25 protein-coding genes and 1 riboswitch are annotated in these 24,707 nt (G+C 66.7%); of the genes, 7 read left to right on the plus strand and 18 right to left on the minus strand.

What is annotated here, in order from left to right:
* Positions 1-48 precede the first annotated feature (48 nt).
* From SCLO_RS08280 to SCLO_RS08290, 3 genes are all read left to right on the plus strand, one after another.
* Positions 49-945, plus strand: a complete 897-nt coding sequence (locus SCLO_RS08280) for a tyrosine recombinase XerC (protein ID WP_066516645.1) — start codon at positions 49-51, stop codon at positions 943-945.
* 72 nt (positions 946-1,017) lie between these two features.
* The gene (locus SCLO_RS08285; protein ID WP_066516647.1) at positions 1,018-1,428 is read left to right on the plus strand and encodes a group II truncated hemoglobin; all 411 of its coding nucleotides are present in this window, start codon (positions 1,018-1,020) and stop codon (positions 1,426-1,428) included.
* Positions 1,429-1,512: 84 nt separating this feature from the next.
* Positions 1,513-1,809, plus strand: coding sequence for a hypothetical protein (locus SCLO_RS08290; RefSeq protein ID WP_066516649.1), 297 nt, complete (start codon positions 1,513-1,515; stop codon positions 1,807-1,809).
* A 6-nt stretch (positions 1,810-1,815) separates the two neighbouring features.
* Here SCLO_RS08290 and SCLO_RS08295 read toward each other — a convergent pair whose 3' ends face one another.
* From SCLO_RS08295 to rsmI, 4 genes are read right to left on the minus strand one after another with little or no spacing between them, the layout of a single operon-like run.
* Positions 1,816-2,415: a DedA family protein gene (locus SCLO_RS08295; RefSeq protein WP_066516746.1), complete on the minus strand. Its 600-nt coding sequence runs from the start codon at positions 2,413-2,415 to the stop codon at positions 1,816-1,818.
* 19 nt (positions 2,416-2,434) lie between these two features.
* Entirely contained in the window at positions 2,435-3,409 is a 975-nt protein-coding gene (gene gshB / locus SCLO_RS08300; RefSeq protein WP_066516651.1) for a glutathione synthase, read from the minus strand.
* Positions 3,410-3,445: 36 nt separating this feature from the next.
* Positions 3,446-3,799, minus strand: a complete 354-nt coding sequence (locus tag SCLO_RS08305; protein ID WP_066516652.1) for a YraN family protein — start codon at positions 3,797-3,799, stop codon at positions 3,446-3,448.
* Positions 3,796-4,638 (minus strand): 16S rRNA (cytidine(1402)-2'-O)-methyltransferase, encoded by an 843-nt coding sequence (gene rsmI, locus SCLO_RS08310; RefSeq protein ID WP_066516654.1) that lies wholly within the window; start codon positions 4,636-4,638, stop codon positions 3,796-3,798. Before rsmI ends, SCLO_RS08305 begins: the two co-directional genes overlap by 4 nt.
* Before the next feature lie 11 nt (positions 4,639-4,649).
* Between rsmI and SCLO_RS08315 the strand changes: the two genes are divergently transcribed.
* Positions 4,650-5,846 (plus strand): penicillin-binding protein activator, encoded by a 1,197-nt coding sequence (locus tag SCLO_RS08315; RefSeq protein ID WP_066516656.1) that lies wholly within the window; start codon positions 4,650-4,652, stop codon positions 5,844-5,846.
* Positions 5,847-5,851: 5 nt separating this feature from the next.
* On the opposite strand, the gene SCLO_RS08320 is transcribed toward SCLO_RS08315, so the two are convergent.
* Together SCLO_RS08320 and SCLO_RS08325 are read right to left on the minus strand one after the other, a co-directional pair.
* Positions 5,852-6,625: an ABC transporter ATP-binding protein gene (locus SCLO_RS08320; protein ID WP_066516659.1), complete on the minus strand. Its 774-nt coding sequence runs from the start codon at positions 6,623-6,625 to the stop codon at positions 5,852-5,854.
* Positions 6,619-7,620: a FecCD family ABC transporter permease gene (locus SCLO_RS08325; protein WP_407695319.1), complete on the minus strand. Its 1,002-nt coding sequence runs from the start codon at positions 7,618-7,620 to the stop codon at positions 6,619-6,621. The genes SCLO_RS08320 and SCLO_RS08325 overlap by 7 nt, the downstream gene beginning before the upstream one ends.
* 47 nt (positions 7,621-7,667) lie before the next feature.
* Between SCLO_RS08325 and SCLO_RS08330 the strand changes: the two genes are divergently transcribed.
* A complete protein-coding gene (locus SCLO_RS08330) occupies positions 7,668-8,477 on the plus strand; it encodes an ABC transporter substrate-binding protein (protein ID WP_407695320.1) in 810 nt (269 codons plus the stop codon).
* Between the two features lie 36 nt (positions 8,478-8,513).
* Here SCLO_RS08330 and SCLO_RS08335 read toward each other — a convergent pair whose 3' ends face one another.
* Entirely contained in the window at positions 8,514-10,361 is a 1,848-nt protein-coding gene (locus tag SCLO_RS08335) for a TonB-dependent receptor plug domain-containing protein (protein ID WP_066516660.1), read from the minus strand.
* Between the two features lie 172 nt (positions 10,362-10,533).
* Positions 10,534-10,767: riboswitch (cobalamin riboswitch) on the minus strand.
* A 441-nt stretch (positions 10,768-11,208) separates the two neighbouring features.
* Between SCLO_RS08335 and SCLO_RS08340 the strand changes: the two genes are divergently transcribed.
* Both SCLO_RS08340 and SCLO_RS08345 read left to right on the plus strand, forming a co-directional pair.
* Positions 11,209-11,901 carry a Bax inhibitor-1/YccA family protein gene (locus tag SCLO_RS08340; RefSeq protein ID WP_066516662.1) on the plus strand — a complete coding sequence of 231 codons (693 nt, stop codon included), beginning with the start codon at positions 11,209-11,211 and terminating at the stop codon, positions 11,899-11,901.
* 4 nt (positions 11,902-11,905) lie between these two features.
* Complete coding sequence (locus SCLO_RS08345; RefSeq protein ID WP_066516664.1) at positions 11,906-12,190, plus strand: TFIIB-type zinc ribbon-containing protein; 285 nt, start codon at positions 11,906-11,908, stop codon at positions 12,188-12,190.
* Between the two features lie 72 nt (positions 12,191-12,262).
* Here SCLO_RS08345 and SCLO_RS08350 read toward each other — a convergent pair whose 3' ends face one another.
* The 11 genes from SCLO_RS08350 to SCLO_RS08400 all read right to left on the minus strand — a co-directional run bounded on the left by SCLO_RS08350 (position 12,263) and on the right by SCLO_RS08400 (position 24,697).
* Complete coding sequence (locus tag SCLO_RS08350; protein WP_066516751.1) at positions 12,263-12,781, minus strand: tetratricopeptide repeat protein; 519 nt, start codon at positions 12,779-12,781, stop codon at positions 12,263-12,265.
* Positions 12,782-12,858: 77 nt separating this feature from the next.
* Positions 12,859-14,034, minus strand: a complete 1,176-nt coding sequence (locus SCLO_RS08355) for an RsmB/NOP family class I SAM-dependent RNA methyltransferase (protein ID WP_066516666.1) — start codon at positions 14,032-14,034, stop codon at positions 12,859-12,861.
* 81 nt (positions 14,035-14,115) lie between these two features.
* A complete protein-coding gene (gene guaB, locus SCLO_RS08360; RefSeq protein ID WP_066516668.1) occupies positions 14,116-15,573 on the minus strand; it encodes an IMP dehydrogenase in 1,458 nt (485 codons plus the stop codon).
* A 377-nt stretch (positions 15,574-15,950) separates the two neighbouring features.
* Complete coding sequence (ftsH, locus tag SCLO_RS08365; RefSeq protein WP_066516671.1) at positions 15,951-17,900, minus strand: ATP-dependent zinc metalloprotease FtsH; 1,950 nt, start codon at positions 17,898-17,900, stop codon at positions 15,951-15,953.
* Positions 17,901-17,954: 54 nt separating this feature from the next.
* Positions 17,955-18,146 carry a hypothetical protein gene (locus tag SCLO_RS08370; RefSeq protein ID WP_066516673.1) on the minus strand — a complete coding sequence of 64 codons (192 nt, stop codon included), beginning with the start codon at positions 18,144-18,146 and terminating at the stop codon, positions 17,955-17,957.
* Positions 18,147-18,271: 125 nt separating this feature from the next.
* A complete protein-coding gene (tilS, locus tag SCLO_RS08375) occupies positions 18,272-19,228 on the minus strand; it encodes a tRNA lysidine(34) synthetase TilS (protein WP_231923391.1) in 957 nt (318 codons plus the stop codon).
* 5 nt (positions 19,229-19,233) lie between these two features.
* Positions 19,234-20,148 (minus strand): hypothetical protein, encoded by a 915-nt coding sequence (locus tag SCLO_RS08380; RefSeq protein WP_066516676.1) that lies wholly within the window; start codon positions 20,146-20,148, stop codon positions 19,234-19,236.
* Between the two features lie 232 nt (positions 20,149-20,380).
* On the minus strand, positions 20,381-21,316 hold the full coding sequence (locus SCLO_RS08385) for a helix-turn-helix domain-containing protein (protein ID WP_066516678.1): 936 nt from the start codon (positions 21,314-21,316) through the stop codon (positions 20,381-20,383).
* Between the two features lie 74 nt (positions 21,317-21,390).
* The gene (gene ptsP / locus SCLO_RS08390) at positions 21,391-23,664 is read right to left on the minus strand and encodes a phosphoenolpyruvate--protein phosphotransferase (protein ID WP_066516679.1); all 2,274 of its coding nucleotides are present in this window, start codon (positions 23,662-23,664) and stop codon (positions 21,391-21,393) included.
* Positions 23,665-23,741: 77 nt separating this feature from the next.
* Positions 23,742-24,209, minus strand: a complete 468-nt coding sequence (locus SCLO_RS08395; RefSeq protein WP_066516680.1) for an SRPBCC family protein — start codon at positions 24,207-24,209, stop codon at positions 23,742-23,744.
* Entirely contained in the window at positions 24,206-24,697 is a 492-nt protein-coding gene (locus SCLO_RS08400) for a VOC family protein (RefSeq protein WP_066516681.1), read from the minus strand. Before SCLO_RS08400 ends, SCLO_RS08395 begins: the two co-directional genes overlap by 4 nt.
* Between the last annotated feature and the right edge of the window lie 10 nt (positions 24,698-24,707).

A 24,707-nucleotide genomic window follows, 5' to 3' on the forward strand; every position in this document is an offset into this window, starting at 1 on the left:
CGCGGGGAAGGGATTCCGTTTCGGCGATGCGTAGCCTAGAATGGCGGCATGACCGCATCCTCCGCCCCGATCGAAGACTGGCGTCGTCATCTGGCGCTCGACCGGCGACGGTCGGCGCATACGGTGCGCGCCTATATGGCGACGGCGGAGCGGCTGGTCGCCTTTCTGGAGGAGCATCGCGGCGAAGCGGTGACGCGGGCGATGCTGGCGCGGCTGGATCAGGCGGACGTGCGGGCCTTCCTGACGATGCGGCGGATGGACGGCATAGGCAACCTGTCCGCCGCGCGGGAATTGTCGGCGGTGCGGGGCTTCCTCCAATTCGCGGGGGGCGAGGAAGGGCGCGTGCCCGCCCTGAAGGGGCCGCGGGTGAAGCGCGGGCTGCCGCGGCCGATTTCCCCGGACGAAGCGGTGGCTCTGGCCGAAGACATCGCGGAAACGGCGCGGGACGGGTGGATCGGCGCGCGCGACTGGGCGGTGCTGATGCTGCTTTACGGCGCGGGGCTGCGCATCGGCGAGGCGACGGGACTGACCGGCGACGTGCTGCCGCTCGGCGACACGCTGCGCGTCACGGGCAAGCGGAACAAGACGCGCATAGTGCCGCTGCTGCCGCAGGTAAGACAGGCCATCGAGCAATATGTCACCCTTTGCCCCTATGCCCCGGCGCGGGGCGAGCCGCTGTTCCGGGGCGCGCGGGGCGGGCCGCTTTCCCCCGCTCTCATCCGGCGGGCGGTGCAGGGCGCGCGCGGGAGGCTGGGCCTGCCGGAGCGCACGACACCCCATGCGCTACGGCACAGCTTCGCCACGCATCTGCTGGGCCGGGGCGCAGACCTGCGCTCGTTACAGGAATTGCTGGGCCATGCCAGCCTGTCCTCGACGCAGGTCTATACGCAGGTCGATGCGGCGCATCTGCTGGACGTTTATCGGAATGCCCATCCGCGCGCTTAATTTGACATGGATCAATGACAAGGGCCGCAGGCACGGCAAGCTGAATCCTTTTTCAGCGGAAGGAACGAGCCGATGACCAGCGCCCCGCCGCCAACCCCCTATGAGCATATCGGCAGCGAACCCGTCGTGCGCGCGATTGTCGACCATTTCTACGACCTGCTGGAAACCGATCCCAACTTTGCCGGTCTGCGGGCGCTTCATGCGGCGGACCTTGGTCCTGTCCGTCACGGACTGACGCGTTTCCTGGTGGGTTGGCTGGGCGGGCCGCGCGACTGGTTCGAGCGCGGCACATGCGTGATGTCGCTGCATCGCGCCTTTCCGATCACGCCGGCCCTCGCGGATCAATGGTCGCTCGCCATGGCCTGCGCCATCGCGGCGCAGGAGAAGATGGATCGGGCCATGGGCGACGCGATGGCGGAGGCGCTCGGCCATATGGCGGGCGGCATGGTCAATGCCGCCCTTGAGGATAGCGAGGCCAGCTGACCGGCGAGAACATGCAAGACATCAAAAGGCCATAATTTGTCTTCAGCCTCGGCGCCGATCCATGGGTGATCGGAGAAAAACGCGATGGTTTTTCATCTCATTCTCGCGCTGCAAGGCACCGGTTCGGTCGATGCGCCGGCCATTCCGCCTGATTTCGACCTTCAGCATGTCAAAGCATCGGAAGACAGCGCCATCATCGTGACCGGCCGCCGGACCAGCCAGAGGATAGAGCGCGCGCCCGTTAGCGAAGAGCCGCCGCTGGGCCGCGCGGAGGTCGGCCTGTTCGGCAAGGCGCGCGCCGATGTGCATGTGGAAAGTCACAGCCTGGCGGGCGGCGCGATTTCCAACCGCGTGATGGTGGGCATCAAGATGCCCTTCTGACCGCCGTCAGCCGCGCGGCTTCCAGGTGGCGAGACGCCAGAGATAGAGGATGATCGCGCCGATCACGCAGGCAGTGGCCGCCGGTCCCACATATTTGTCGATGTCGCGGAAATTCTGGCCCAGCACATATCCGGCATAGGCCAGGACGATGTTCCAGATCAGCGCGCCGCCGGTGGTCCAGAGCAGGAATTTCACATGCCCCATGCGAAACAGCCCCGCAGGCAGGGAGATCATCGTGCGGAAGGCGGGCATGAAGCGGAAGATGAAGACGACGATCTGGCCGTATTTGCCGAACAGGCGGTCGAGCGCCTCCACATCCTTCCATTCCAGCGTCGCCCAGCGGCCATAGCGGTCCACCAGCGGCTTCAATCGCCCGAATCCGAGAATATGGCCGACCAGATACCAGAAATAATTGCCGACCGTGGTGCCGATGGTGCCCGCGAGCAGCAGCCACTCCATCTCCATCCGCCCCTGCCCGACACGGATGCCGCCGATCCCCATGATGAGTTCGGACGGCACGGGCGGAAAGACATTCTCCAGCACCATCAGCAGAAAAATGCCCCAATAACCGCCCGCATCGATCAGGCGCAGGACGAAATCGGTCATGCCTTGAAACGCCGTTCCGTCATGCCGCCGCCCGCGCGGCAAGGCGCGCGTCGATCGCGTCCCAGATCATGCCGCCCGTGTCGGTGCCGTTGAAGGCGTCGATGGAGACGATGCCCGTGGGCGATGTCACGTTGATCTCCGTCAGCCATTCCCCGCCGATCACGTCGATGCCTACGAACAGCAGCCCCCGGCGCTTCAGTTCCGGGCCGAGCGCGGCGCAGATTTCCTCTTCCTTCCCGGTAAGCTGCGTCTTCGCCGCCGATCCGCCGACCGCGAGATTGGATCGGATCTCGCCCGCGCCGGGAATGCGGTTGACCGCGCCCGCCACTTCGCCATCGACCAGGACGATGCGCTTGTCGCCCTTCGCGACGCCGGGGATGAAAGCCTGGACCATGAAGGGTTCGACCCATGAGGATTTGAACAGTTCCACCAGCGCCGACAGATTCGCGCCCGACTGCCCGACATGAAAGACGGCGTTGCCCGCATTGCCGTAGAGCGGCTTCACCACGATCTCGCCATGCCGGGCGAGGAAGCTCCTCACCTCCTCCAGGTCGCGGGTAATCATGGTGGGCGGCATGAAGCGCGCATAGTCGAGCACGAACAGCTTTTCCGGCGCATCGCGAACGGCGGCGGGATCGTTCACCACCAGCGTTTCGGCCTGCACCCGTTCCAGCAGATGCGTGGCGGTGATGTAGGAAAGGTCGAAGGGCGGGTCCTGCCGCATCAGCACCACGTCCACGTCGCGGCCAAGGTCCAGCATTTCCGGTTCGCCGAAGATGAAGTGATCGCCCGCGACCTTCTGCACGCGCACGGGACGCGCCTTCGCCAGCACGCGGCCTTCGCGATAGGTGAGGTCGGGCGCGAGATAATGGTAGAGCCTGTGTCCCCGCTCCCGCGCGGCGAGCATGATGTGGAAGGTCGAGTCCCCTTCGATATTGATCCCTTCCATCGGGTCCATCTGCACGGCGACGGTGAGCGGGTTCAACTGGGTCATGTTCGTCCTTCTCGTTGCGTGCGGCGGGGAGCGCGGTCAGCCCCCATGCCAGACATTCGCCAGATGGCGCGGCGGACGCCCCGGCGCAAGGAGCATCACGTCGATTCGCATGTCGTCTCCGGGTTTCGCATGGTCGTGGAACAGGATTTCCGCCGCCGCCGCGACGCGGGACAGGCGGCGCTCGTCGATGGCGAGGTCGAGATCGGCGTCGGTGGCACGGGCCTTCACCTCGACGAAGGCGATCATGGTCCCGCGTCTGGCGACAAGGTCCACCTCGCCCGCGGGCGTCCGCGCTCGGCGGGCCAGGATTTGCCAGCCCTTGAGGCGCAGCCACCATGCGGCGATGCGCTCCGCCTGCCGTCCGCGCTTTTCGGCCGCCTGTTTCCTCACCCCTTGAGTTCCATCGCGCGGGCGTAGAGGGCGCGGCGGTCGAGGCCGAGCTTCTTCGCCACCTCCCCCGCCGCCTTGGAAACGGGAAGGCGCGCCATGGCGTCGAGCAGGGCGGCGTCGGCATCTTCCCCGCTGGCGGGCGGCGCTTCGCCGGGCGGACCGACGATGACGACGATCTCGCCCCTGGGCGGCGCGTCGGCATAGCGGGCGGAGAGTTGCGTGAGGGTGCCGGTCGCGGTTTCCTCGAAAGCCTTGCTGATCTCGCGGCTGACGGCGGCTTCCCGGTCGCCCAGCCCCTCCGCCATGGCGGCAAGGCTGTCGGACAGGCGCGGGCCGCTTTCGTAGAAGATGAGCGTGGCGCGCAGGGCGACGACTTCGGCCAGCGCATCGGCACGCGCCTTCGCCTTGGCGGGGAGGAAGCCCATGAAGAGGAAGCGGTCAGTCGGCAGGCCCGACAGCGTGAGCGCCGCTATCGCCGCACTGGGTCCGGGCAGCGTCGTGATCCGCCGTCCCGCCGCGCGCGCATCGCGCACCAGCTTGTAGCCGGGGTCGGAGATGAGCGGCGTCCCCGCGTCCGACAGCAGCGCGACCGATTCGCCCGCCATACGCTCGATCAGGCGGGCGCGGACGCCCTCCGCGCTATGGTCGTGATAGGGGATCATCGGCCGTTCCGACCCCGCATGGCGCAGCAGGCGCGCGCTGACCCGTGTATCCTCCACGGCGATCACATCGGCGCGGCGCAATATCTCCGCCGCGCGCGGCGTCAGGTCTCCAAGGTTGCCGATGGGACCGGCCACGATATAAAGACCGGGTTCAAGCCCCGAATGTTGAGTTTCCATAAGGACATCAAATGACAGAGACGGATGCCCCCCGGCAAGCGGACATATGGACCGCCACGAAGCGCGGCGCGCGCATTCTCTTCGCGGCCGGCACGCTGTTGCTCGCCGCCTGTCAGTCCATCGTGCCCAAGGGGCAGCAGCCCGCCCCTCCGCCGCCGCCGACCGGGCCGGACGTGACGCAGGGCCTGCCCACCGATACGGAGCGGCATCGCGTCGCCCTGCTGGTGCCGATGAGCGGCACCAATGCCGGGGTCGGCCAGTCCATCGCCAATGCGACCACGCTGGCGCTGCTGGATACGAAGGCCGACAAGCTGCGCATCACCACCTATGACACCAATCTCGGCGCGGCGGCGGCGGTCAACAAGGCGCTGGCCGATGGCAACCGCCTGATCCTGGGGCCGCTGCTGGCGGACGATGCGCGGGTGATCGGTCCCATCGCCGCGCGGGCCAACGTACCCGTCATCAGCTTTTCCAACGATGTGAGCGTCGCGGGCAAGGGCACCTATATTCTGGGCTACAACCCCAACCAGTCGATCGAGCGGGTGATCGGCTTCGCGCGGGAAAAGGGCCTGTCGCGCTTTGCCGGGCTGGTGCCCAAGGGCGTCTATGGCGAGCGCGCGGGGACGGCGATGCTGCGGGCGGTCGAACAGGCGGGCGGCAATGTCGTGGCGCTGGAAACCTTCGACCGTTCGGCCGGGTCGATCACGGCGGCGGTCAAGAAATTGCAGGCATCGTCCAGCTATGACGCGCTGCTGATCGCCGACAGCGGGCGCGTGGCGCTCCAGATCGCGCCGGTGGTGCGGAAGAATGGCGGGGCCAATGCGCGGCTGCTGGGGACGGAACTGTGGAACACCGACAATGCGCTGGCGTCCAGCCCGGTGCTGCGCGGGGCATGGTTCGCCAGCGTGTCGGACGGCCTCTATCGCCAGCTCGCCACCAAATATCGGGCGCGCTACGGCAATGCGCCATTCCGACTGTCGGCGCTGGGCTATGACGCGGTGCTGCTGACGGTGCGGATCGCGCGCGACTGGAAGGTCGGGACGCCGTTCCCCGCGGGACGGCTGCGCGATTCGGGCGGTTTCGCCGGGATCGACGGCGCATTCCGCTTCAACCGCGACGGCGTGGCGGAAAGGGCGCTGCAGGTATCCGAGGTGGGCGCGGGCGCCTTCACCGTCGTCGATGCCGCGCCGCGCAGCTTCGCCGACTGAAGCGGTCAGACGCGGTTGAGCGGCAGGATCACCGGCCGCCCGGCTTCCTCCCCGATCCAGGCGTCGATGCCATAGACGCGGGCGAGATGAGCCCGCGTCAGCACCTGCATCGGCGGGCCGTCCGCCACGACTTCGCCCCGGTTCATCAGGACCAGCCGGTCGCAATAGCGCGCCGCCATGCCAAGGTCGTGCAGGACGGTCACGATCAGCGCGCCCGATCGGGCCTCCGCGCTCAGCAGCGCCATGACGTCGATCTGATGCCCCGGGTCGAGGGCGGCAAGCGGCTCGTCCGCGACCAGCGCGGGAGCGCCCACCGCCAACGCGCGGGCCAACAGGACGCGGGCCCGCTCCCCGCCCGACAGTTCCGTCGCGATGCGGCCCTTCAGATGCAGCACATCCGCTCGGGTCAAAGCCGCGTCGACCATTTCCTCGTCGGCGGGCGTGAGCCGTGACAGGGGCCCCAGATGCGGCAGGCGGCCCAGCGCAACCAGCCGCTCGACCGCCAGAGGCCAGTGCAGCGTCTGGCCCTGCGGCAGATAGGCGAGATGCTTTGCGATGTCGCGCCGGGACAGGGCGGCGACATCCCGGCCGTCGATCGAGACCCGCCCGGCGCTCAGCGGCACAAGCCCCAGCATCGCGCGGATCATGGATGATTTTCCCGCGCCATTGGGACCGATGATGCCGACCAGCTGGCCGGGGTCGAAGCCTAGCGTGACGCCCTGCACCGCGGCATGGCGGCCGAGGCGCACACCCATTTCCTCGATCCGGATCGTCACCATAGCCGCCGCTCCCGCATCAGGTGGACAAGGAAGACCGGCACGCCCAGCATGGCGGTGAGTACGCCCAGCTTCAGTTCATTGGTCGTGGGGATCAGCCGCACGCCGATGTCGGCGAAGGTCAGCAGCGCCGCACCGCCCAGCATGGACGGAAGCAGGATGGCGGAGGGCGAACGGTCCGTCAGCGGGCGGACCAGATGCGGCACGATCAGGCCGATGAAGCCGATCGAGCCCGACACCGCCACCGCGCCGCCGACCCCGATCGCGACGCCCAGCATCAACCGCAGCCGCGCCCATTTGAGGTCGACGCCCAGCGCCTGCGCGCCATCCTCGCCCAAGGTGAGCGCGTCGAGCGTCCGTCCGTCGGCGATCAGCAGCGCCGCGCCGGCGAGCACGCAGGGCAGCGCCGTCAACACATGGGCATAGCTGCGATTCTCAAGGCTCCCCATCAGCCAGCTCATGATCTCCATCGCCGCGAAGGGGTTGGGCGACAGGTTGAGCGACAGGCTGATCCCCGCCCCCGCCAGCGTGGCGATGGCGATGCCCGCGAGGATCAGCGTCAGCGGGCTTTCCGATGGCCCGGCCAGCAGGAAAAGCCCGCCGATGGCGATCATCCCGGTCAGGATGGCGAGCAGCGGCAGGGCGAGCACATGCATCTGCGCCAACCCGAAATAGAGCGCGTAGACCGCCCCCAGCGCCGCCGCGTTGGACGCGCCCAGCACGGACGGTTCGGCCAGCGGATTGCGGAGATAGCCTTGCAGCGCCGCCCCCGCGAGGCCGAGCATCCCGCCGACCAGCAGGCCCAGAATCATGCGCGGCACGCGCAGGTCGATCAGGATCGCGCGGGCGACTTCGTCTCCGCCGCCCGTCATCACCGCCCACAGGCGCGGCAGCGAAATCGGCACGGCCCCCAACATGACCGAGCCGCCGGCCGCCAGCACGATCAGCAGGACGAGCGTGGGGAGCAACAAGGGATGACGACGGCGCGCATGCATCATGACTTGCGCCTCCGCCGCGCTTTGCTAGTGCCATGGACATGCATGGGATGAAATTGCTGGCAGCGGCCGCCGCGCTGGGCCTGATCGGCGCGGCCCCGCCCGCCGAAAAACCGCGCAGGATCGTGTCGCTGAACGTCTGCGCCGATCAATATCTGCTGGCGCTGGCCGATCCGGGCCAGATCGTCGCGCTCAGCAGGAACGCCCGCAATGCGGAACTTTCGGCGGCTGCGGCCAAGGCCCGCTCCTTCCGCAGCCTGCGCCGGCCGTCCGAAGAGGTGATGGCGCTCCGGCCCGACCTGCTGCTGGGCTTTCCGCTGGGCGATAGCGTCGCGGGCGCGCCGCCGGGGCGCTGGAACGTGCTGGGCCTGGAAACGGCGGACAGTTACGGGTCGGTGATCGACCAGATCCGGCGGACAGCCAGGGCCGTGGGCCATCCCGAACGCGGCGAGGCGCTCATTGCGCGCATGAACCGCGACCTTGCCGCCCTGCCCCGGCCCAGGCGCGGCGGCGTTGCCGCCTATTATCAAAGGCGCGGCTATATGACGGGCACCGGCACGCTGGTCGACGACCTGATGCGGCGCGCGGGCCTCACCAACCTCGCCGCGAAGCTGGGGAAGCCCGCTCTGGCGCAGATTCCGCTGGAACAGATGATCGCCGCCCGTCCCGACTGGCTGATCGTCGAAAGCGGCAGCGAACGCGTGGTCGATCAGGGGACGGAGATGCTGAATCATCCGGTCCTGAAGGACATTCCCCGCATTCGGGTGCCGCAGGCGTGGACGGTCTGCGGCGGCCCGGCCTATGTGCTGGCCGCGCGCAGCATCGTGGCGCAGGTCAACGCCGCGCCGGACCGCCCATAGGGGACGGGCGCTCACGCCCGCCCCTTTGCCGCGCGATCAGAAGCGGACACGCACGCCGCCATAGGCCGACCGGCCATAGACCCCATAGCCATAGGCCGTCGCATATTCCTCATTCGACAGATTGTCGATGCGGCCGTAGATTTCCAGATTCTCCGTGACCGGCAGGGACGCGCGCAGGCCGACAACGGCATAGCCGTCCAGACGGCGCGTGTTGGCGGCATCGTCGAAAATGTCGCCCATCATCGTCACCGTCGCGCCGGTGCTGAGGCCGAAAGGCCAGACATAATCCGCCGACACGCTGACCGCATTGGCGGCACGGCGCGGCAGGCGATTGCCTTCATTGGCCGTCCCCTCCGAACGATTGCGTGCGTCGATATAGCTATAGGCGGCCGTGAACGTCAGCGCCTCCACGGGCCGCAGCGTCAGGCTGGCTTCCACCCCCTTCGCGCGGGCGCGGGCGATGTTGTAATAGACATAGGTCGGCGGGAAGCCGTCGATCTGGTTACGCGTATCGCGGCGGAAAGCCGTGACCGACAGCATCGCCCGCCCGTTATCCAGGCTCTGGTCGAAACCGATGTCATAGCTTTTCGAGCGTTCGGGACGCAGGTCGGCATTGCCCACCCACCTATCGTAAAGCTGATAGAGCGAGGGCGCCTTGAACCCTTCGCCATAGCTGACGCGGAAATTGGTCGCGCCATGGTTGGGCGTGTAATTGGCGTTCGCGCCAAAGGTCGTCGCGCCGCCGAACTGGTTGTGGTCGCCATGGCGCAGGCCGCCGGTGACGGAAAGCCCCTCGGCCGGCTGCACGATGGCGAGGGCATAGACGCTGTCGATGTTCGCCTTGGCGCTGGCCGTGCTGCCAAAGCCGTAAAAGTCATAGTCGGGCCGCTCATGCTCATAGCCGAAGACCAGCTTCGCCCGATCGACGGGCGCATAGACGCCCTGATATTCGAAGCGCAGGTTGGTGCCCGAATAGCCGTAGGAGGCGTCCGCGCCCCGCGCGGGATAATAGTCCCGGTCATGGCGGAACCAGGTGACCGCCGCCCGGTTGGTCAGCTTGCCGTCCAGCAGCGACAGGTTGAGCCCGGCATAGCCGACATATTGGTCCGACTTGGTGATGTCGGGGCTATCGGCCGGTGTTCCGAAGAAGCTGTCATAATCGAGGTCGGCGTGGATATAATAGCCGCGCAGGTCGAGGCTGAGCGCGTCGGAAAAGCTGAGCTTCAGCTTCGCATTGGCGGTGATGTTCTTGTAGCCGTCCTTCTCCGTCGCGCCGAAGGAACGCGCGGCGGCCGAGATGCCGTCGGTGCGGAAATAGGCGACGCCCACGCCGCCCGACGCGATCCCGCTGGTGCCGGACACATCCGCTTTCGCGTTCAGCGTGTCGCTATAGCCGTAATCGACCGACGCATTGGCGGCATAGCCTTCGGCGGGCGTCCCTGTCATCACATTGACCACGCCGCCGATCGCCTGGCTGCCATGGACGACCGAGTTGGAGCCGCGCAGCACTTCGATCCGGCGGATATTGCCGACCAGCAGGTTGCCGAAGTTGAAACTGTCGGCATCGCCGCTGGGGTCGTTCACCTTGACGCCGTCGATCAGCACCAGCGTCTGCGACGATTCCGCGCCGCGCAGCGACACGCCCGTGACCGTGCCGATCGTGCCGTTGCGGTTGAAGCGGACGCCGGGCGTCGTCGCCAGCAGGTCGGTCACTTCGACCGCCTGCCGGGTGCGGATGGTGTCGGCGTCGATCACCGTGATCGCCTGACCCACCTGATCGCGCGGCTGTTCGATGCCCGATGCGGTGACGACGATGTCGTCATCCTGCGCCAGCGCCGGCGTGGCCGCCAGCAGCGCCACGAGCGACAATCCCGATTTCATCATTGTGTCTCTTCCCTGAGCGTTTGTGAACTTCAGGACCGGGGACTCCGCCTGCGCGGCCGATGCGCGCGGCAGGTCAACGCCCGTCCCCGCCACGCGCACCGATGCGGCCCCGGCCGCCTGGCAGCGTCGCTCACGGAAGAAACCGTGCCATGGCCGATCCCTGGGCCAGGGCAAGAGCGACCAGACGCTGGCAGGTCTCCTGGCTCGCGGGTCGTCACTGCGATGCGCCAGCCTTCCCGGACGGATGTCCAGTGGCCGGTCCCCTTCCCGCCCCTTTCGCAGGAAGGAGGGACCCATACGCATCGCGCTCACCGCTTACAGTTGCAGGGACAGCAGCGGAATAGGAGGAGAAAACCTCCGCACCGCATTCCCTTTTCAGCCCCGTGGGGCACCAGCGCGATCATGCCGGCGCGCTGGAAGCGCCCCGGACGCCGCTGCCCATAGGACAAGCGGAAGGCCATGCCAAGCGGATCGATTTCAAGGGGAAGGAAATGGCGGATTGGGGAGCGAGAGCAGGCTGTCCGCTCCCGACATGCATCATGCGCCTGCATAAGCGGGAGCATGTCAGCCGGCCACCCTTCATTGTAACAAATTATTGCTATGCGCCCGATCCCTTGCGCCGCAGCCTTCCTCTCCCGATATGGTTCCTGCGGGCCGGGCCCCTCTGGCGGCTGGACATGTCCAGCCGTGATGTCGGACCGCATCGAGTGTGCTCGGTGCAGGTTCGGGGGATTGCAGCCCCCCCTCCAATCCCACCGAAACCACGCCGGGCCGCTCGATCCTTAACTATTCTGGTCTGACCATTTTTGAAGGATGGAGTTTTAACGCCGTGAATAATCCCGTTCGCATGCCGGGCTATGGTGCCAGCCAGACGGCGCAGGTCGATGCCGGCCTGCGCGCGCATATGCTGGGCGTTTTCCGCAATATGGGCATCGGCCTGGTCATCACCGGGCTGGTCGCCGCCTTCATCGGCAATACGCCTGCCCTGGCCGCCGCGATCTTCGGCACGCCGCTCAAATGGGTGGCGATCTTCGCGCCGCTGGCTTTCGTCTTCTTCTTCAGCTTCCGCATCGAAAAGATGACGACCGCGGGCGCGCGCATGGCCTTCTGGGCCTTTTCCGCCGTCATGGGCGTGTCCCTGGCCAGCGTGTTCCTGATCTTCACCGGCGGCAGCATCGCGCAGGCCTTCTTCTCCGCCGCGGTGATGTTCCTCGCCATGGCGCTGTGGGGCTATACGACGCAGCGCGACCTCACGAAGATGGGCTCGTTCCTCATCATGGGCCTGATCGGCATCATCGTCGCCAGCCTCATCAACCTGTTCATCGGGTCTTCGGCGATGGCGATGGTGGTTTCGATCCTGGGCGTAGTGATCTTCACCGGCCTCACCGCCTGGGACACGCAGCGCATCAAGTCGGAATATTTCCACTATGCGGGCCATGAAGTCGCGGAAAAGATGCAGGTCATGGGCGCGCTGTCGCTCTATCTGAACTTCGTCAACCTGTTCCAGATGCTGCTGCACCTGACCGGCGAGCGGGAATAGGCGGATGCGCGACGCGCAGGCCGTTTCGGCCATGCTCTGCCCGGTCTGTCATGTCGGATTGGCGATGACGGACCGGCAGGGGGTGGAGATCGACTATTGCCCGCAATGCCGCGGCGTGTGGCTGGACCGGGGCGAACTGGACAAGATCATCGAACGATCCGCGCGGGAGACCGCGCCCGCCGCGCCGGTGAGCCAGCCCAGCTACCGGCCGGACCGGGACTATCGCGGCGACGGGCGGCCTTATCAGAAGAAGCGGCGGAAGAGCTTTCTGGAAGAGTTGTTCGATTGACAAAAAGGCCGGTCGCGATGACCGGCCTTTTTCCTGTTCCACGGCCCTGCGCTTCTCCGGCCGCAAGGCGGGTCAAGGCGTTTCGGTCGGCACCGCCTTGGGCGGGATCACTTCTTCCTTGGCGCTCAGCACGGTGGCGGGCGGGCCTTTCTCGATAGCGGCGGCAAGCTGGCCCACGCCCGCGCAATCGGCGCGGCAGAGCTTTTGCGCCTGCGTCAGATTTTCCTTCGCCTTGGCGATCGCGCCCTTTTCCACCATCGCTTCGCCCTGACCGACCAGCGCGCCGATATCGGCGGGGTCCAGCAACAACGCTTCGTTATAAAGGCGGATGGCCTTGCCCTGAAGTCCTTGCGCGCGCGCCACCTGCGCCAGTTCGATATAGGCGCCGCGGTTGCGTGGATCGACCGCCAGCGCGCTTTCCAGCGCGTCGTTCGCGCCTTCCAGATTGCCGGCCTTGCGCGCCGCTTCGCCCGCATGCTGCCATTCGATCGAGCGCGGGTCGATCTGCGCGTCCGGACGCTGGGTCAGTCCCGCGCTGGATACGGTGGTCAGCATAACGGCAAGGGCAATCGAGGCAGGGGTGAAACGCATCAATGTCTCCAGCCATGTTTCAGGCGTTGATTCCGGCCAAGTGTCGCCATTTTGCGGGCGCTTGTCCATTGTCTCTTTCACGGGCGGCGGCGCAGCCGGGCGAAAGTGAAACCGTCCGTCCCGTCATGCCCCGGCGTCAGCAGCCAGCCCGGACCATGGGCGCGGCCAAGCGGCAGGGCGAAGGTGTCCGCGATCCAGCCGTCATGCCTTTGCAGGAACGATTCCACCTGATCCCGCCCCTCTCTGTCCGTCAGTGCACAGGTGGCATAGACCAGCGCGCCGCCCGACGCCAGCAGCGGCGCGGCGAAATCGAGGATGCGGGCTTGTTCCTGTACCAGCCGGTCGAGCCGCGCCTGCGTCAGCCGCCAGCGCGCTTCGGGATTGCGCCGCCACGTGCCGGTGCCGGAACAGGGCGCGTCGACCAGCACGACGTCGGCCCGGCCATGCAGGCTTTCCAGCGCGCGCGCCTCATGCCCCTGATCCAGCAAGAGCGTCTGGATGAACGTCGCCCCGGCCCGTTCGGCGCGGGGGGACAGGCGGCCCAGGCGGGAACGGATGGTATCGGCGGCGATCAGCACACCCTCTCCCTGCATCGCGGCGGCGAGCGCCAGCGTCTTGCCGCCTGCTCCGGCGCACAGGTCCATGACGGTCTGGCCCGGCTTCGCCTCGCAAACGGCGGCGATCAACTGGCTGCCGGCATCCTGCACTTCGACGAGGCCCTGCTGCCACAGCCCACTCTTTTCGACGGGCGCGCCTTCGGGCAGGCGCAGCGCGTCGGGCACGCCAGGGATCGGCGCGGCATCGGGCAGGAGCGGGACGACCTGCTCTACCGCCGCTTTGAGACGGTTGACCCGCAGATCGACCGGGGCGCGGCCCAGCAAGGCGTCTTGCTCGACCGGCCCGGCCAGCAAGGGGACTATCCAGCCGGGGATGATGCCCGGCGCAGCAGCAGCTTCGCCCGGTTGGACAGGCGCGGGGCCATGGGCCGATCCGTCGAACAGGTGGGCGATCTCCGGATGCTCACAGGCAAGGCCGAGCATGGCGGCGCGGCCGCTTTCCGGGCGGTCGGCGGCGCGGCGGATCGCGTCGTAAACATGGTCGCGCACCGCCCGGCGGTCGCGCGACCCGGCATAGCGCCGTTCCTTGAAATAACGGGCGATCAGCGTGTCCGCCGCCGGGCCGCCATCGCGCGCGGAAGCGATGACGGCGTCGAGCAGTTCGATCGCGGCCTGTACACGGGCGGAGGGCGTCACCGTTCGCCTCCGTTCGGATCGGGACCATGACCGTCGCTCATCATGACAAGCCCTTCCCCCGCTCCCTTTCGCAAGCGGCGATCAACGCGTGGGATAATTGGGCGCTTCCCGCGTGATGGTGACGTCATGGACATGGCTTTCCGACAGGCCCGCATTGGTGATCTGCACGAAGCGGGCGCGCTCCTGCAAATCCTTGATCGTGCGGCTGCCGGTATAGCCCATCGCCGCCTTCACGCCGCCGACAAGCTGGTGGATCACATCCTTGGCCGGGCCCTTGAACGGCACCTGGCCCTCAATGCCTTCGGGGACCAGCTTCATCTGGTCCTTGATGTCCGCCTGGAAATAGCGGTCGGCGCTCCCGCGCGCCATCGCGCCGACGCTGCCCATGCCGCGATAGCTCTTATAGGCTCGGCCCTGATAGAGGAAGGTTTCGCCCGGCGCTTCCGCCGTGCCCGCCAGCAGCGATCCCACCATGACGCAGCCCGCGCCCGCCGCCAGCGCCTTGGCCACGTCGCCGGAGGTACGCAGGCCGCCATCGGCGATGACCGGCACGCCATGCTGGGCGGCGGCTTCGGCGGAATCCATGATCGCGGTCAACTGCGGTACGCCGACGCCCGCGACGACCCGGGTGGTGCAAATGGAGCCGGGACCGATGCCGACCTTGACGCAATCCGCGCCCGCGCCGATCAGCGCGCGGGTCGCTTCGGCGGTGGCGACATTGCCCGCGACGACCTGGACATGGTTGGACATTTTCTTGACCGCCTCGACCGCGACCGCGACCTGCTTGCTGTGGCCATGGGCGGTGTCGATGACGATGAGGTCGCATTCCGCGTCAATCAGCGCCTCGGTGCGCTCCAGCCCCTTGTCGCCCACCGTGGTCGCGGCGGCTACACGCAGGCGGCCGGATGCATCCTTGGTCGCCTGCGGATAAGTAACGGCCTTTTCGATATCCTTGACGGTGATGAGGCCCACGCAGCGATAGGCGTCGTCCACCACCAGCAGCTTTTCGATCCGGCGCTGGTGGAGCAGGCGCATCGCTTCATCCTGACCGACGCCCGCCTTTACCGTGGCGAGATTGTCCCTGGTCATCAGTTCGCTGACGGGCTGGGACGGGTTCTCCGCGAAACGGGTATCGCGGTGTGTGAGGATGCCGACCAGCTTGCCGGAGGCCTCGACCACAGGGATGCCGCTGATCCTGTTGCGCTCCATCAGCGTCTGTGCGTCGGCCAGCGTGGCATCGGGGGTAATGGTGATCGGATTCACCACCATGCCGCTTTCGAAGCGCTTGACCGCGCGGACGGCGGCGGCCTGTTCCTCGATCGACAGGTTGCGGTGCAGCACGCCGATGCCGCCCAGCTGCGCCATGACGATCGCCATGTCCGCCTCCGTCACCGTATCCATGGCCGACGACAGGATCGGGATGTTCAGCCTTATCTCGCGCGTGACCTGCGTGCTGGTATCGGCCTGGCTGGGCAACACGTCGGATTCGGCGGGCTGGAGAAGCACGTCGTCGAAGGTGAGGCCGAGGCGGATGTCCATGTGAAGTGCCACTTTCTGCTGCGGGACCGGCGGCTGGTCCCTCTGGGGAATCGTGGCGGCCCATGTAACCATTTCCCCCCGAAACGGCCAGACCCTCCCGCATATTTTATTGCGCGGCGCGGCAATGGCGGCTTTGAGTGGATTGGCGACAGTCCGCTTTCCTCATTCCGTTCGCCCTGAGCGAAGTCGAAGGGCACGGCCGACCGTGGGGAGGCCCCTTCGCCCGCTCAGTGGAGAGCTCAGCCCGAACGGAGATTGGATGTCCGCTCTTGCCCGGGAAACCGCCATCGCAGGACTGTGGGTTTACAATCTACATAATAGCCAAAAAGAAAGGCGCGGAAAACTCCCGCGCCTCCTTTCCATTCATCCTTTGGCGATCAAGCCCCCGCGGGCGAAGGATCGCCGAACGGCCCCTTGCGCTTGCGCGTCTTGGGGATGGAGGAACCCGCCGCCGGAATCACCGAAGGCTTGATCGTCGTGCCGTCGTCGCGGGTGATCTCTCCCTTGTCGAGCAGCGTCTTGATCTCCTCGCCGGACAGCGTCTCATATTCCAGCATCGCGTTGGCGAGCAGGTGCAACTGGTCTTCATGACCTTTCAGCACGTCCTGCGCCCTTGCATAGCCCTGCTCCACAAGGCCGCGGATTTCCTTGTCGATCAGCTTTGCCGTCTCGTCCGACATGTGGACGCGCTGGCTCTGCGAATAGCCGAGGAAGGTTTCGCCCTGCTGCTCTTCATATTGCAGCGGCCCCAGCTTGTCGGACATGCCCCATTGGGTGACCATGTCGCGGGCGAGCTTGGTCGCATACTGGATGTCGCCCGAAGCGCCCGACGATACCTTGTCGTAGCCGAAGATGATCTCCTCGGCGACGCGGCCGCCCATGGCGACGGCCATGTTCGCATGCATCTTGTCGCGGTGATAGCTGTAGCTGTCCCGTTCCGGCAGGCGCATCACCATGCCCAGCGCACGGCCGCGCGGAATGATCGTCGCCTTGTGGATCGGGTCGGACGCCGGCTCATGGACCGCGACGATGGCATGGCCCGCCTCATGATAGGCGGTCATCTTCTTCTCGTCCTCGGTCATGACCATGGAGCGGCGCTCGCTGCCCATCATGACCTTGTCCTTGGCAGCCTCGAACTCGTCCATGGCGACCAGGCGCTTGCCCCGGCGCGCAGCCATCAAAGCGGCTTCGTTGACGAGGTTGGCGAGGTCCGCGCCGGAAAAGCCCGGCGTGCCGCGCGCGATGACGCGCGGATTGACGTCAGGCGCCAGCGGCACCTTCTTCATATGGACGGCCAGGATCTTCTCGCGTCCCTCAATGTCGGGACGCGGCACCACGACCTGCCGGTCGAAGCGGCCCGGCCGCAGCAGCGCGGGATCGAGCACATCAGGGCGGTTGGTGGCCGCGACGATGATGATGCCCTCGTTCGATTCGAAGCCGTCCATCTCGACCAGAAGCTGGTTCAGCGTCTGCTCGCGCTCGTCATTGCCGTTGCCAAGGCCCGCGCCGCGATGGCGGCCGACCGCGTCGATCTCGTCGATGAAGACGATGCAAGGCGCGTTCTTCTTCGCCTGCTCGAACATGTCGCGCACGCGGGATGCGCCGACGCCGACGAACATCTCGACGAAATCGGAACCCGAGATGGTGAAGAAGGGCACACCCGCCTCCCCCGCGATCGCGCGGGCGAGCAGCGTCTTGCCGGTGCCGGGCGAACCGACCAGCAGGGCGCCCTTGGGAATCTTGCCGCCCAGACGCGCGAACTTGCTGGGGTCTTTCAGGAATTCGACGATTTCCTGCAATTCCTCGCGCGCTTCGTCGATGCCCGCGACGTCATCGAAGGTCACCTTGCCATGCTTTTCGGTGAGCAGCTTGGCCTTGGACTTGCCGAAACCCATCGCGCCGCCCGCGCCGCCGCCTTTCTGCATCTGGCGCAGCACGAAGAAAGCGATGCCCAGGATCAGCAGGAACGGCAGCGACTGGTAGATCAGGATCATCCAGAAGCTGGGTGTTTCCTCCGGCTGGCCGGAATATTTGACGTTATAGTCGTCCAGCAGACCGGTAAGGCCCGGATCGTTGACCGGAACGGTGCTGAATTTCTGGCCGCTCGACAAAGTGCCGGAAATGCGGTCGGGCGCGATGGCGACATCCTTCACCTGTCCTTCCTGCACCTTGGAACGGAATTCGGAATAGGCGATGCCCGTGCCCGCGCTCGTCGCCGTGCGGCTGTCGAACATGGAGACGAAAAGCAGCAGGGCGATGATCACCCCCGCCCAAATCATGGCGCTCTTGATCCAGGGATTGCCCTGCGGGTCTTTATCGTCGTTCATCGCTACTCACTTTCCCCTCGCAAGATAGGGCGCGCGGGCAGAATCGCAAGCGTGTCAGCTTCCCGCGATCAGCGTCAGCGCAATATAGGACAGCACCAGCGCGACACCCGCCGATACGCCGCACAGCAGATAGCCGACATAAAGCAGCAAGGGCGGATGCGGGCGCGCCAGCTTGCGGTTGCGCTGCGCCGCCGAAAGGATGACGCTGGCCAGCAGGCCATAGGTCAGCGCCGCAAATTCCATCATATTTCCGATATCCTTGCCATGAATGGGGCCGGATTAACCATGATGGCCGTTAAGAAAAGGTCATTGCGCCGCAACAAAGCGACGAAATGTGGAAGGGATGGGCCGATCCGTGGAACCTTTCCTGTTTATCGGCGTGGAGGAGCGGGGATCAGCCTCCATTCCCGCCCGCCGACCAGCAGCCAATCGCCCAGACTGGCCTTCCGGCCCATGGCGGCGGCGGCGATGGCCCGGTCAAGCGAATCGCCGCGCGGCGGAAGCGCATCCGGCGCGGCCTGCGCCAGCATCCGAAGCACGAGGCGCCGCAGCAGCTCACGCGGCAGGTCTGTTTCCTCCAGCCGCCAGCCGTCCTCTGCCTCCCGCCGGACATGGCGGTCCGCCAGCGCGTCGACGGTCCAGTTCAGGGCCTGCTCCGCCTCTCCCAAAGCCGCCGCGCTGCGCGCCGCCGCCTGCGGATCGAGCCAGTCCGCCTTCGCCAGGGCCGCGCGCATCCGGGACCGGTCGAAGCGCGGATCGGCATTGGACGGGTCCACCACATGCGGCAATCCCTCCGCGTCGGCCAGTGCCTGAAGCACGCTTTTCCGCACGCCCAGCAGCGGGCGCAGCACATGAGCCATGCGCGGCCTGACGCCCGTCAGCCCGCCAAGGCCCGCGCCCCGGTTGAGCCGCATCAGCATGGTTTCAAGCTGATCGTCGGCGTGATGCGCGGTGAAGAGCCAGTCCAGCCCTCTTTCGATGCGCCATGCCTCCAGCAGCGCATAACGCTGGGCGCGGCCCCAATCGTGCAGATTGCCGGCCCTGGGCGTGTCGGGATGCAGGATGGCATGGGGAATCCCCCGCGCCGCGCACCATTCCCCCACCATCGCCGCTTCCCCGGCCGATTCCGGGCGCAAGCCGTGATCGACCGTGGCCGCTTCCACGCGCCCCGGAAAAGCGCGGGCCGACAGATGCAGCAAGGCCATGCTGTCCGGCCCGCCCGATACGGCGACCCCGAAGCGGGCCCGGTCGATATCCACGCCCTGTCCCCTGACGGCCTCGCGCAGATGCGCCTCCAGCGCGGTTGCGTCCATCGCGGGGCCTGTCATGCCGCTCAGCTACATTTGGCTTTGGTCCGGCCTTTTTCCATCATGGCGCGCTGGCCGGACGACAAGCTCGCGCCATAGACCTGCTCCAGTTCGGCGTAGACCTTGCAGGCGTCGGCCGGCTTCTTGAGCTGGATCAGCGCCTCGCCCAGATAGGCCAGGCTGTCGGCGGCGCGATCCCCGCGCGGACGCTTCTGGTAATTCTCGTAGAGAGCGACCGAGGCCAGAGCGGGCTTGCCATCGTCCAGATAGGCGCGGCCCAGCAGGTTCTGCGCGCGGCTGGCGACGGAACTGTCGCCATATTTGTCCACGGTGGCTTTCAGTTGCGCCTGCGCCTCCGGATAGAATTTCGCGTCCCACAGGCGGAAGCCATAGGTATAGGCGTCGTTCGCGGCGTCCCCCGTATCGGGCCGTTCGATGGCGGCGACGGCGGTCTTGCGCGCCTCGCTCGCCCCGGCGGCGGCAGGTGCGGCAGGCTTGGGAGCCGATGCCGTTCCGGCGGTTAAGGGCGCGGCGGTCGTGGGCCGCACCGCGGGAGCGGACACAGGGGAGCCGCTCGCCTGTTCGGCCTTATATTTGTTGAAGGCGTCCTCAAGCTGCCGGAGCTTGTAATTATTCTCCTCCACCTGCCCGGTGATGGAGGCGAGTTGCGATTCCAGCGCCCCGACGCGCGCGGTCAGGTCCGCGATCGGCGCGGAAGACGGGCTGCCGGGCGGCGGCGTGGTGGTGGCGGGACGGCTGATCTCCGGCTCGACCGGCGTTCCGGCGGGGAACACCTTCCGCTGGACGGCGCGCAGTTCCTTTTCGATGCGGTCGACCCGCGTGTCGAGCGATAGGGTCTGGGCGGCCGCCGGCACGGCCAGAAGCATGGATGCCGACGCCCCCAAAGCCAGTGCGGAGGTCGCAAAAAAGGCGTTACGCATGATTATCCCCGACTAAATCCTTCGCCTTAACCATAAGGCGATATTCCGCGCCGTAAAGCGGACTTTCATCGACCGGACCGCTCGTCCCGCAAGGTCACTCGACATTCAGGAGATGACGGAGCCGAAACGGGTGATTTTCGGGCATCGGAGCGCGACAGGCCCATGGTCCATGAACGCCGAAGCCCGGATAGTCCCGCTTTGCAGGCACGCCAGAACCGAGTGTCGATCGGTGCTAGGGGGCAGCGGGCGTTTCCCCGGACGCGGGCGCGGCGGGGGCTGGCGTTGCGGCCGGGGCATCGCCATTCCCTTGCACGGACGGCCCCACGCCAAGGGGACGTTGCCGCGGCGCGGCCGTCGCGCCCCGCGTGGGAACGGCGGGCGGCACGGCGCGCGCGAGCAGCGCTTCCGCATTGACGGGCACGTCGGAGATCGTGCGGTCTGCCGCGCCCAGGGGCGGGACCGCCTTGCCCCCCACCGTCACGTCCAGCGCCTGCGGTCGGCCGGTCAGGATCATCGGATTGCGGGCTTCGGTTGGCAGGGTGAAGCTCTCACCCTTCTTCATCAGCCCGTCCTTCAGACGCTCGCCCGTCTCGTCATAGATGCGCAGCCATACATCGTCATTGGCGGTGAAGACCACGGTTTGATTGACCGGCGCGGCGGGGGCGCCTTGGGCCGGGCCCTGCTGCGCGACGGGCGCGGCTTCCTCCTGCTGGGCGATTTCCTCGGTCGTGGGCGGCGTCAGCAATTGCGAGCGCCACAGCGCGAACCCCGCCACCAGCACGATGGCGATGACCGCCGCCGTCCAGGCCAGCGTGCGCGACGGCACGCGCGCGGGATCGGCCGGCTCGAACATTTCATAGCGGTTCGCGCCCAGGTCGGAATTATGAACGCCCTCGCGCACCTGGGCGGCGATCGCCACTTCGTCCACATTCACCGCCCGGGCATAGGCGCGGGCGAAACCCACGGCATAGGGGATGCCGGGCAACGCGGTATAATCGTCCTTTTCCACAGCTTCCAGCTGTCGTTGCGCGATGCGCGTGCGGGCCGCCACATCCTGTATCGTCAGGCCCAGCGCCTCCCGCGCGGCCCGCAGCTTAGCGCCGGGCGTTGCGGGTGGGCTTTCCTGCGCGTCGACCGCGCCGGTTTCGATTTCCGGTTCTTCTGCCATGCTGCTCCGCGACCCCTTGATGGTCGGTCTTGTCTCATTGCGGGACAGGGATTGTCAACGCCGTGACGAACGCTTCAACTCAGTTCGACGCCCTCGTCCGCCGCCCATCGGGAAAGGCTGCTGCGAATATCGACCACGCCGCTATCCAGCAGGTCACGCATGAAGGACTGCAACGCCGTCACGTCGACGGAGCGGATCATCGCCTTCACCGGCCCGACTGACGCCGGAGTGATCGAGAGGCGCCGCACGCCCAGCCCGATCAGCGCCATCGCCTCCAGCGTGCGCCCGCCCATTTCGCCGCAGACCCCGACCGGCACCTTGTGGACCTCGCAGGCCCGCACCACGCGGTCGAGGAAACGGACGATGGCGATGCTCAGCCAGTCATAGCGTTCCGCCAGCCGGGGATGCGCCCGGTCCGCCGCGAACAGGAACTGCGTCAGGTCATTGGTGCCGATGGACAGGAAATCGAGGCGCGGCAAAAGGATGTCGAGCACCTCGGCCAGGGCGGGCACCTCCAGCATCGCGCCATATTTGACGGCGATCGGCACTTTCTTGCGCTGCTTCACCAGCCATTCGCGCTGATGTTCGACCAGGGTGCGGGCCTGTTCATATTCCCACGGTTCCGACACCATCGGGAACATGATGTGCAGCACCTTGCCCGCCGCCGCCTCCAGCAAGGCGCGGGCCTGCGCCTTCATCAGCCCGTCGCGGTCCAGCGCCAGCCGCAGCGCGCGCCAGCCCATCGCCGGATTGTCCTCCAGCTCCTCGCCGTCCCGCTGCATATAGGGCAGCGCCTTGTCCCCGCCGATGTCGACGGTGCGGAAGATGACGGGCCGGTCGCCCGCCGCGTCCAGCACGTCCTTGTAGAGCCGCTGCTGCTTTTCCCGCTGCGGCAGGGTCGCGGAGACGAGGAACTGGAACTCCGTGCGAAACAGGCCGATGCCGTCCGCGCCCACCATGTCGAGCGCCTGCGCGTCGTCGCGCAGCCCCGCATTGACCATCAGCTCGACCCGCGCGCCGTCCTTCGTGACGGAGGGCAGGTCGCGCATGGCGGCGAATTCGGCGCGGCGCTTCTGCGTGACGTGCAGCTTGTTCTCGAACGCCTCGTCCATGTCGGCGGTCGGGCGGATCAGCAGCGAATTGGCCGCCACGTCCATCAGCAGCAGGTCGCCTTCGTTCACCTGGTGCCGGATGTTGCGCACCCGGCCCAGCACCGGCACGCCCATGGCGCGGGCGACGATGGTGACATGGGCGGTCAGCGATCCTTCCTCCAGGATCACGCCCTTCAAGCGCCGCCGGTCATATTCCAGAAGCTCGGCCGGACCCAGATTGCGCGCGATCAGGATCGCGTCCTGCCGCAGCCCCAGTTGCGCCGCGGTTCCCAACTGCCCCGACACGATCCGGAGCAGCCGGTTGGACAGATCCTCCAGGTCGTGCATCCGGTCCTGCAACAGCGGATCGTCGATCTGGCGCATCCGCATCCGGGTGCGCTGCTGCACCCTTTCGATGGCGGCTTCGGCGGTGAGGCCGCTGTCGATGGCCTCGTTGATCCGCCTGATCCAGCCTTCGTCATAAGCGAACATCTTGTAGGTTTCGAGAACCTCCTGATGCTCGCCTTCCATGCCGAAATCGATCGCGCCGGTCATGCGGTCGACCTGCTCGCGCATTTTCGTGAAGGCGGAGATGAGCCGCTGCCGCTCGGCCTCCACATCCTCCGCCATGGTATGTTCGATATGGACGCGCGGCTGGTGGAACACCGCATGGCCGCGCGCCATCCCCAAAACGAGTTGCAGGCCGTGGAGGACGACGGTGCCCGTCTCCTGCTCGCGCTGGTCGACCGGGCCGTCATCGGCGAGTTCCGCATTGGCGATCAGTTCGGACAGCACCATGGCGACGGTCTGGAGCGCCTCTATCTCCACCTCTTCATAGCGGCGCGGTTCGACATGCTGGACGCAGAGCACGCCGATGGCCCGCTCGCGCCGGACGATGGGCACGCCCGCGAAGCTGTGGAACAACTCCTCGCCGGTTTCGGGGCGATAGGCATAGTCGGGATGCGACGCCGCCTCGTCCAGGTTCAGCGTCTCGACATTGGTGGCGATGAGGCCGACCAGCCCCTCTCCCATCGCCATGCGGGTGACATGGACCGCGTCCTGTTTCAGCCCCCGCGTGGCGAACAGTTCCAGCACCCCCTCACGCACCAGATAGATGGAGCAGACCTCGCTCGACAGCGACTGGCCGATGATGTCGACCACCTTGTTGAGCTTCGCCTGCGCGCTCGACCGCGCCGCCATGACCTCCTGCAAGCTGGTGAGGATCAGGCGGGCGGCGGCGGCGGGCGTGCTGGGCATGTCTCCTGCGCTATCAGATCAGCAGCCCGCCTCCAATGCGATTTCGCATCGAAACCGATAAAGCCGGGACAGCTGCATCAGGCGCTGGCGGCGGAGGTTTCGCACAGCGCCTTGAACTGATCCGCCATCTGGTCCCAGCCGGGATGGAAGCCCATTTCCTCATGCCGCTTGAGCGATTCCGCGTCCCAATGGCGCGCCGTGGCGGTGAAGCACGTGCCCTCCCCCTCGTCGGCGAAGGTCCAGATCACGGTCATGAAGGGCTTTTGCGGCACCCAGCCCGCGGCATAGGCATCGGTGGTCACGACGCGCTCCTGCGGCACCACTTCCAGGAATATGCCCTCCAAAGGACCGCTATCCGCGCCATCGGGGCCGTGCATGCGGACGGCGCTGCGGCCGCCGGGACGCATATCTTCCTCGATCACCTCGGCCCGCCAGGGTTTCGGGCAGAACCATTCATCCTTGAGGTCGGTCCACACCTTCCATGCAATGGCGCGCGGTGTGTTCACGAGCCGCGTCACCGACAGTTCATATGCCGTGCCGCTCATGCCGGCTCTCCTGCGAAAGCGGCCTTCAGCGCCGCGATGTCCAGCTTCCCCATCGTCATCAGCGCAGCCATCATGCGGCCGATCGCTTCCTTGTCGTCGCTCTTTTGCAGGGCGATGATCTCGTCCGGCGCCAATTGCCATGACAAGCCATATCGGTCCTTGAGCCAGCCGCATGGCCCCGGCTGGCCGCCGTCCGCCGTCAGCGCGTCGAACCAGCGGTCGATCTCCGCCTGATCCTTGCAGGCGACGGACAGGGAGACGGCTTCATTGAAGGTGAAATGCGGTCCGCCGTTCAACGCCTGATAGCTTTCGCCGAACAGGGTGAATTCCACCATCAGCACGTCACCCTCCCGAAAAGGCGACGGCGATCCGGTTCCGGGCGGATAATGGCTGATCCCGTCCACCGATCCGCCGAACAGGGAGGTATAGAATCGCGCCGCTTCCTCGGCCTGCCCGTCGAACCACAGGCATGGGGATATTTTCGACATGATCGCTCTC

The organism is Sphingobium cloacae, from assembly GCF_002355855.1.
Taxonomy (GTDB): domain Bacteria; phylum Pseudomonadota; class Alphaproteobacteria; order Sphingomonadales; family Sphingomonadaceae; genus Sphingobium; species Sphingobium cloacae.

Excerpts from the sequence above, each read along its gene's own strand:
- SCLO_RS08280 (WP_066516645.1), top strand. The coding sequence starts at position 49 with ATGACCGCATCCTCCGCCCCGATCGAAGACTGGCGTCGTCATCTGGCG.
- SCLO_RS08285 (WP_066516647.1), top strand. The coding sequence starts at position 1,018 with ATGACCAGCGCCCCGCCGCCAACCCCCTATGAGCATATCGGCAGCGAA.
- SCLO_RS08290 (WP_066516649.1), top strand. The coding sequence starts at position 1,513 with ATGGTTTTTCATCTCATTCTCGCGCTGCAAGGCACCGGTTCGGTCGAT.
- SCLO_RS08295 (WP_066516746.1), bottom strand. The coding sequence starts at position 2,415 with ATGACCGATTTCGTCCTGCGCCTGATCGATGCGGGCGGTTATTGGGGC.
- gshB (WP_066516651.1), bottom strand. The coding sequence starts at position 3,409 with ATGACCCAGTTGAACCCGCTCACCGTCGCCGTGCAGATGGACCCGATG.
- rsmI (WP_066516654.1), bottom strand. The coding sequence starts at position 4,638 with ATGGAAACTCAACATTCGGGGCTTGAACCCGGTCTTTATATCGTGGCC.
- SCLO_RS08315 (WP_066516656.1), top strand. The coding sequence starts at position 4,650 with ATGACAGAGACGGATGCCCCCCGGCAAGCGGACATATGGACCGCCACG.
- SCLO_RS08320 (WP_066516659.1), bottom strand. The coding sequence starts at position 6,625 with ATGGTGACGATCCGGATCGAGGAAATGGGTGTGCGCCTCGGCCGCCAT.
- SCLO_RS08325 (WP_407695319.1), bottom strand. The coding sequence starts at position 7,620 with ATGATGCATGCGCGCCGTCGTCATCCCTTGTTGCTCCCCACGCTCGTC.
- SCLO_RS08330 (WP_407695320.1), top strand. The coding sequence starts at position 7,668 with ATGAAATTGCTGGCAGCGGCCGCCGCGCTGGGCCTGATCGGCGCGGCC.
- SCLO_RS08335 (WP_066516660.1), bottom strand. The coding sequence starts at position 10,361 with ATGATGAAATCGGGATTGTCGCTCGTGGCGCTGCTGGCGGCCACGCCG.
- SCLO_RS08340 (WP_066516662.1), top strand. The coding sequence starts at position 11,209 with ATGCCGGGCTATGGTGCCAGCCAGACGGCGCAGGTCGATGCCGGCCTG.
- SCLO_RS08345 (WP_066516664.1), top strand. The coding sequence starts at position 11,906 with ATGCGCGACGCGCAGGCCGTTTCGGCCATGCTCTGCCCGGTCTGTCAT.
- SCLO_RS08350 (WP_066516751.1), bottom strand. The coding sequence starts at position 12,781 with ATGCGTTTCACCCCTGCCTCGATTGCCCTTGCCGTTATGCTGACCACC.
- guaB (WP_066516668.1), bottom strand. The coding sequence starts at position 15,573 with ATGGACATCCGCCTCGGCCTCACCTTCGACGACGTGCTTCTCCAGCCC.
- ftsH (WP_066516671.1), bottom strand. The coding sequence starts at position 17,900 with ATGAACGACGATAAAGACCCGCAGGGCAATCCCTGGATCAAGAGCGCC.
- SCLO_RS08370 (WP_066516673.1), bottom strand. The coding sequence starts at position 18,146 with ATGATGGAATTTGCGGCGCTGACCTATGGCCTGCTGGCCAGCGTCATC.
- tilS (WP_231923391.1), bottom strand. The coding sequence starts at position 19,228 with ATGACAGGCCCCGCGATGGACGCAACCGCGCTGGAGGCGCATCTGCGC.
- SCLO_RS08380 (WP_066516676.1), bottom strand. The coding sequence starts at position 20,148 with ATGCGTAACGCCTTTTTTGCGACCTCCGCACTGGCTTTGGGGGCGTCG.
- SCLO_RS08385 (WP_066516678.1), bottom strand. The coding sequence starts at position 21,316 with ATGGCAGAAGAACCGGAAATCGAAACCGGCGCGGTCGACGCGCAGGAA.
- ptsP (WP_066516679.1), bottom strand. The coding sequence starts at position 23,664 with ATGCCCAGCACGCCCGCCGCCGCCGCCCGCCTGATCCTCACCAGCTTG.
- SCLO_RS08395 (WP_066516680.1), bottom strand. The coding sequence starts at position 24,209 with ATGAGCGGCACGGCATATGAACTGTCGGTGACGCGGCTCGTGAACACA.
- SCLO_RS08400 (WP_066516681.1), bottom strand. The coding sequence starts at position 24,697 with ATGTCGAAAATATCCCCATGCCTGTGGTTCGACGGGCAGGCCGAGGAA.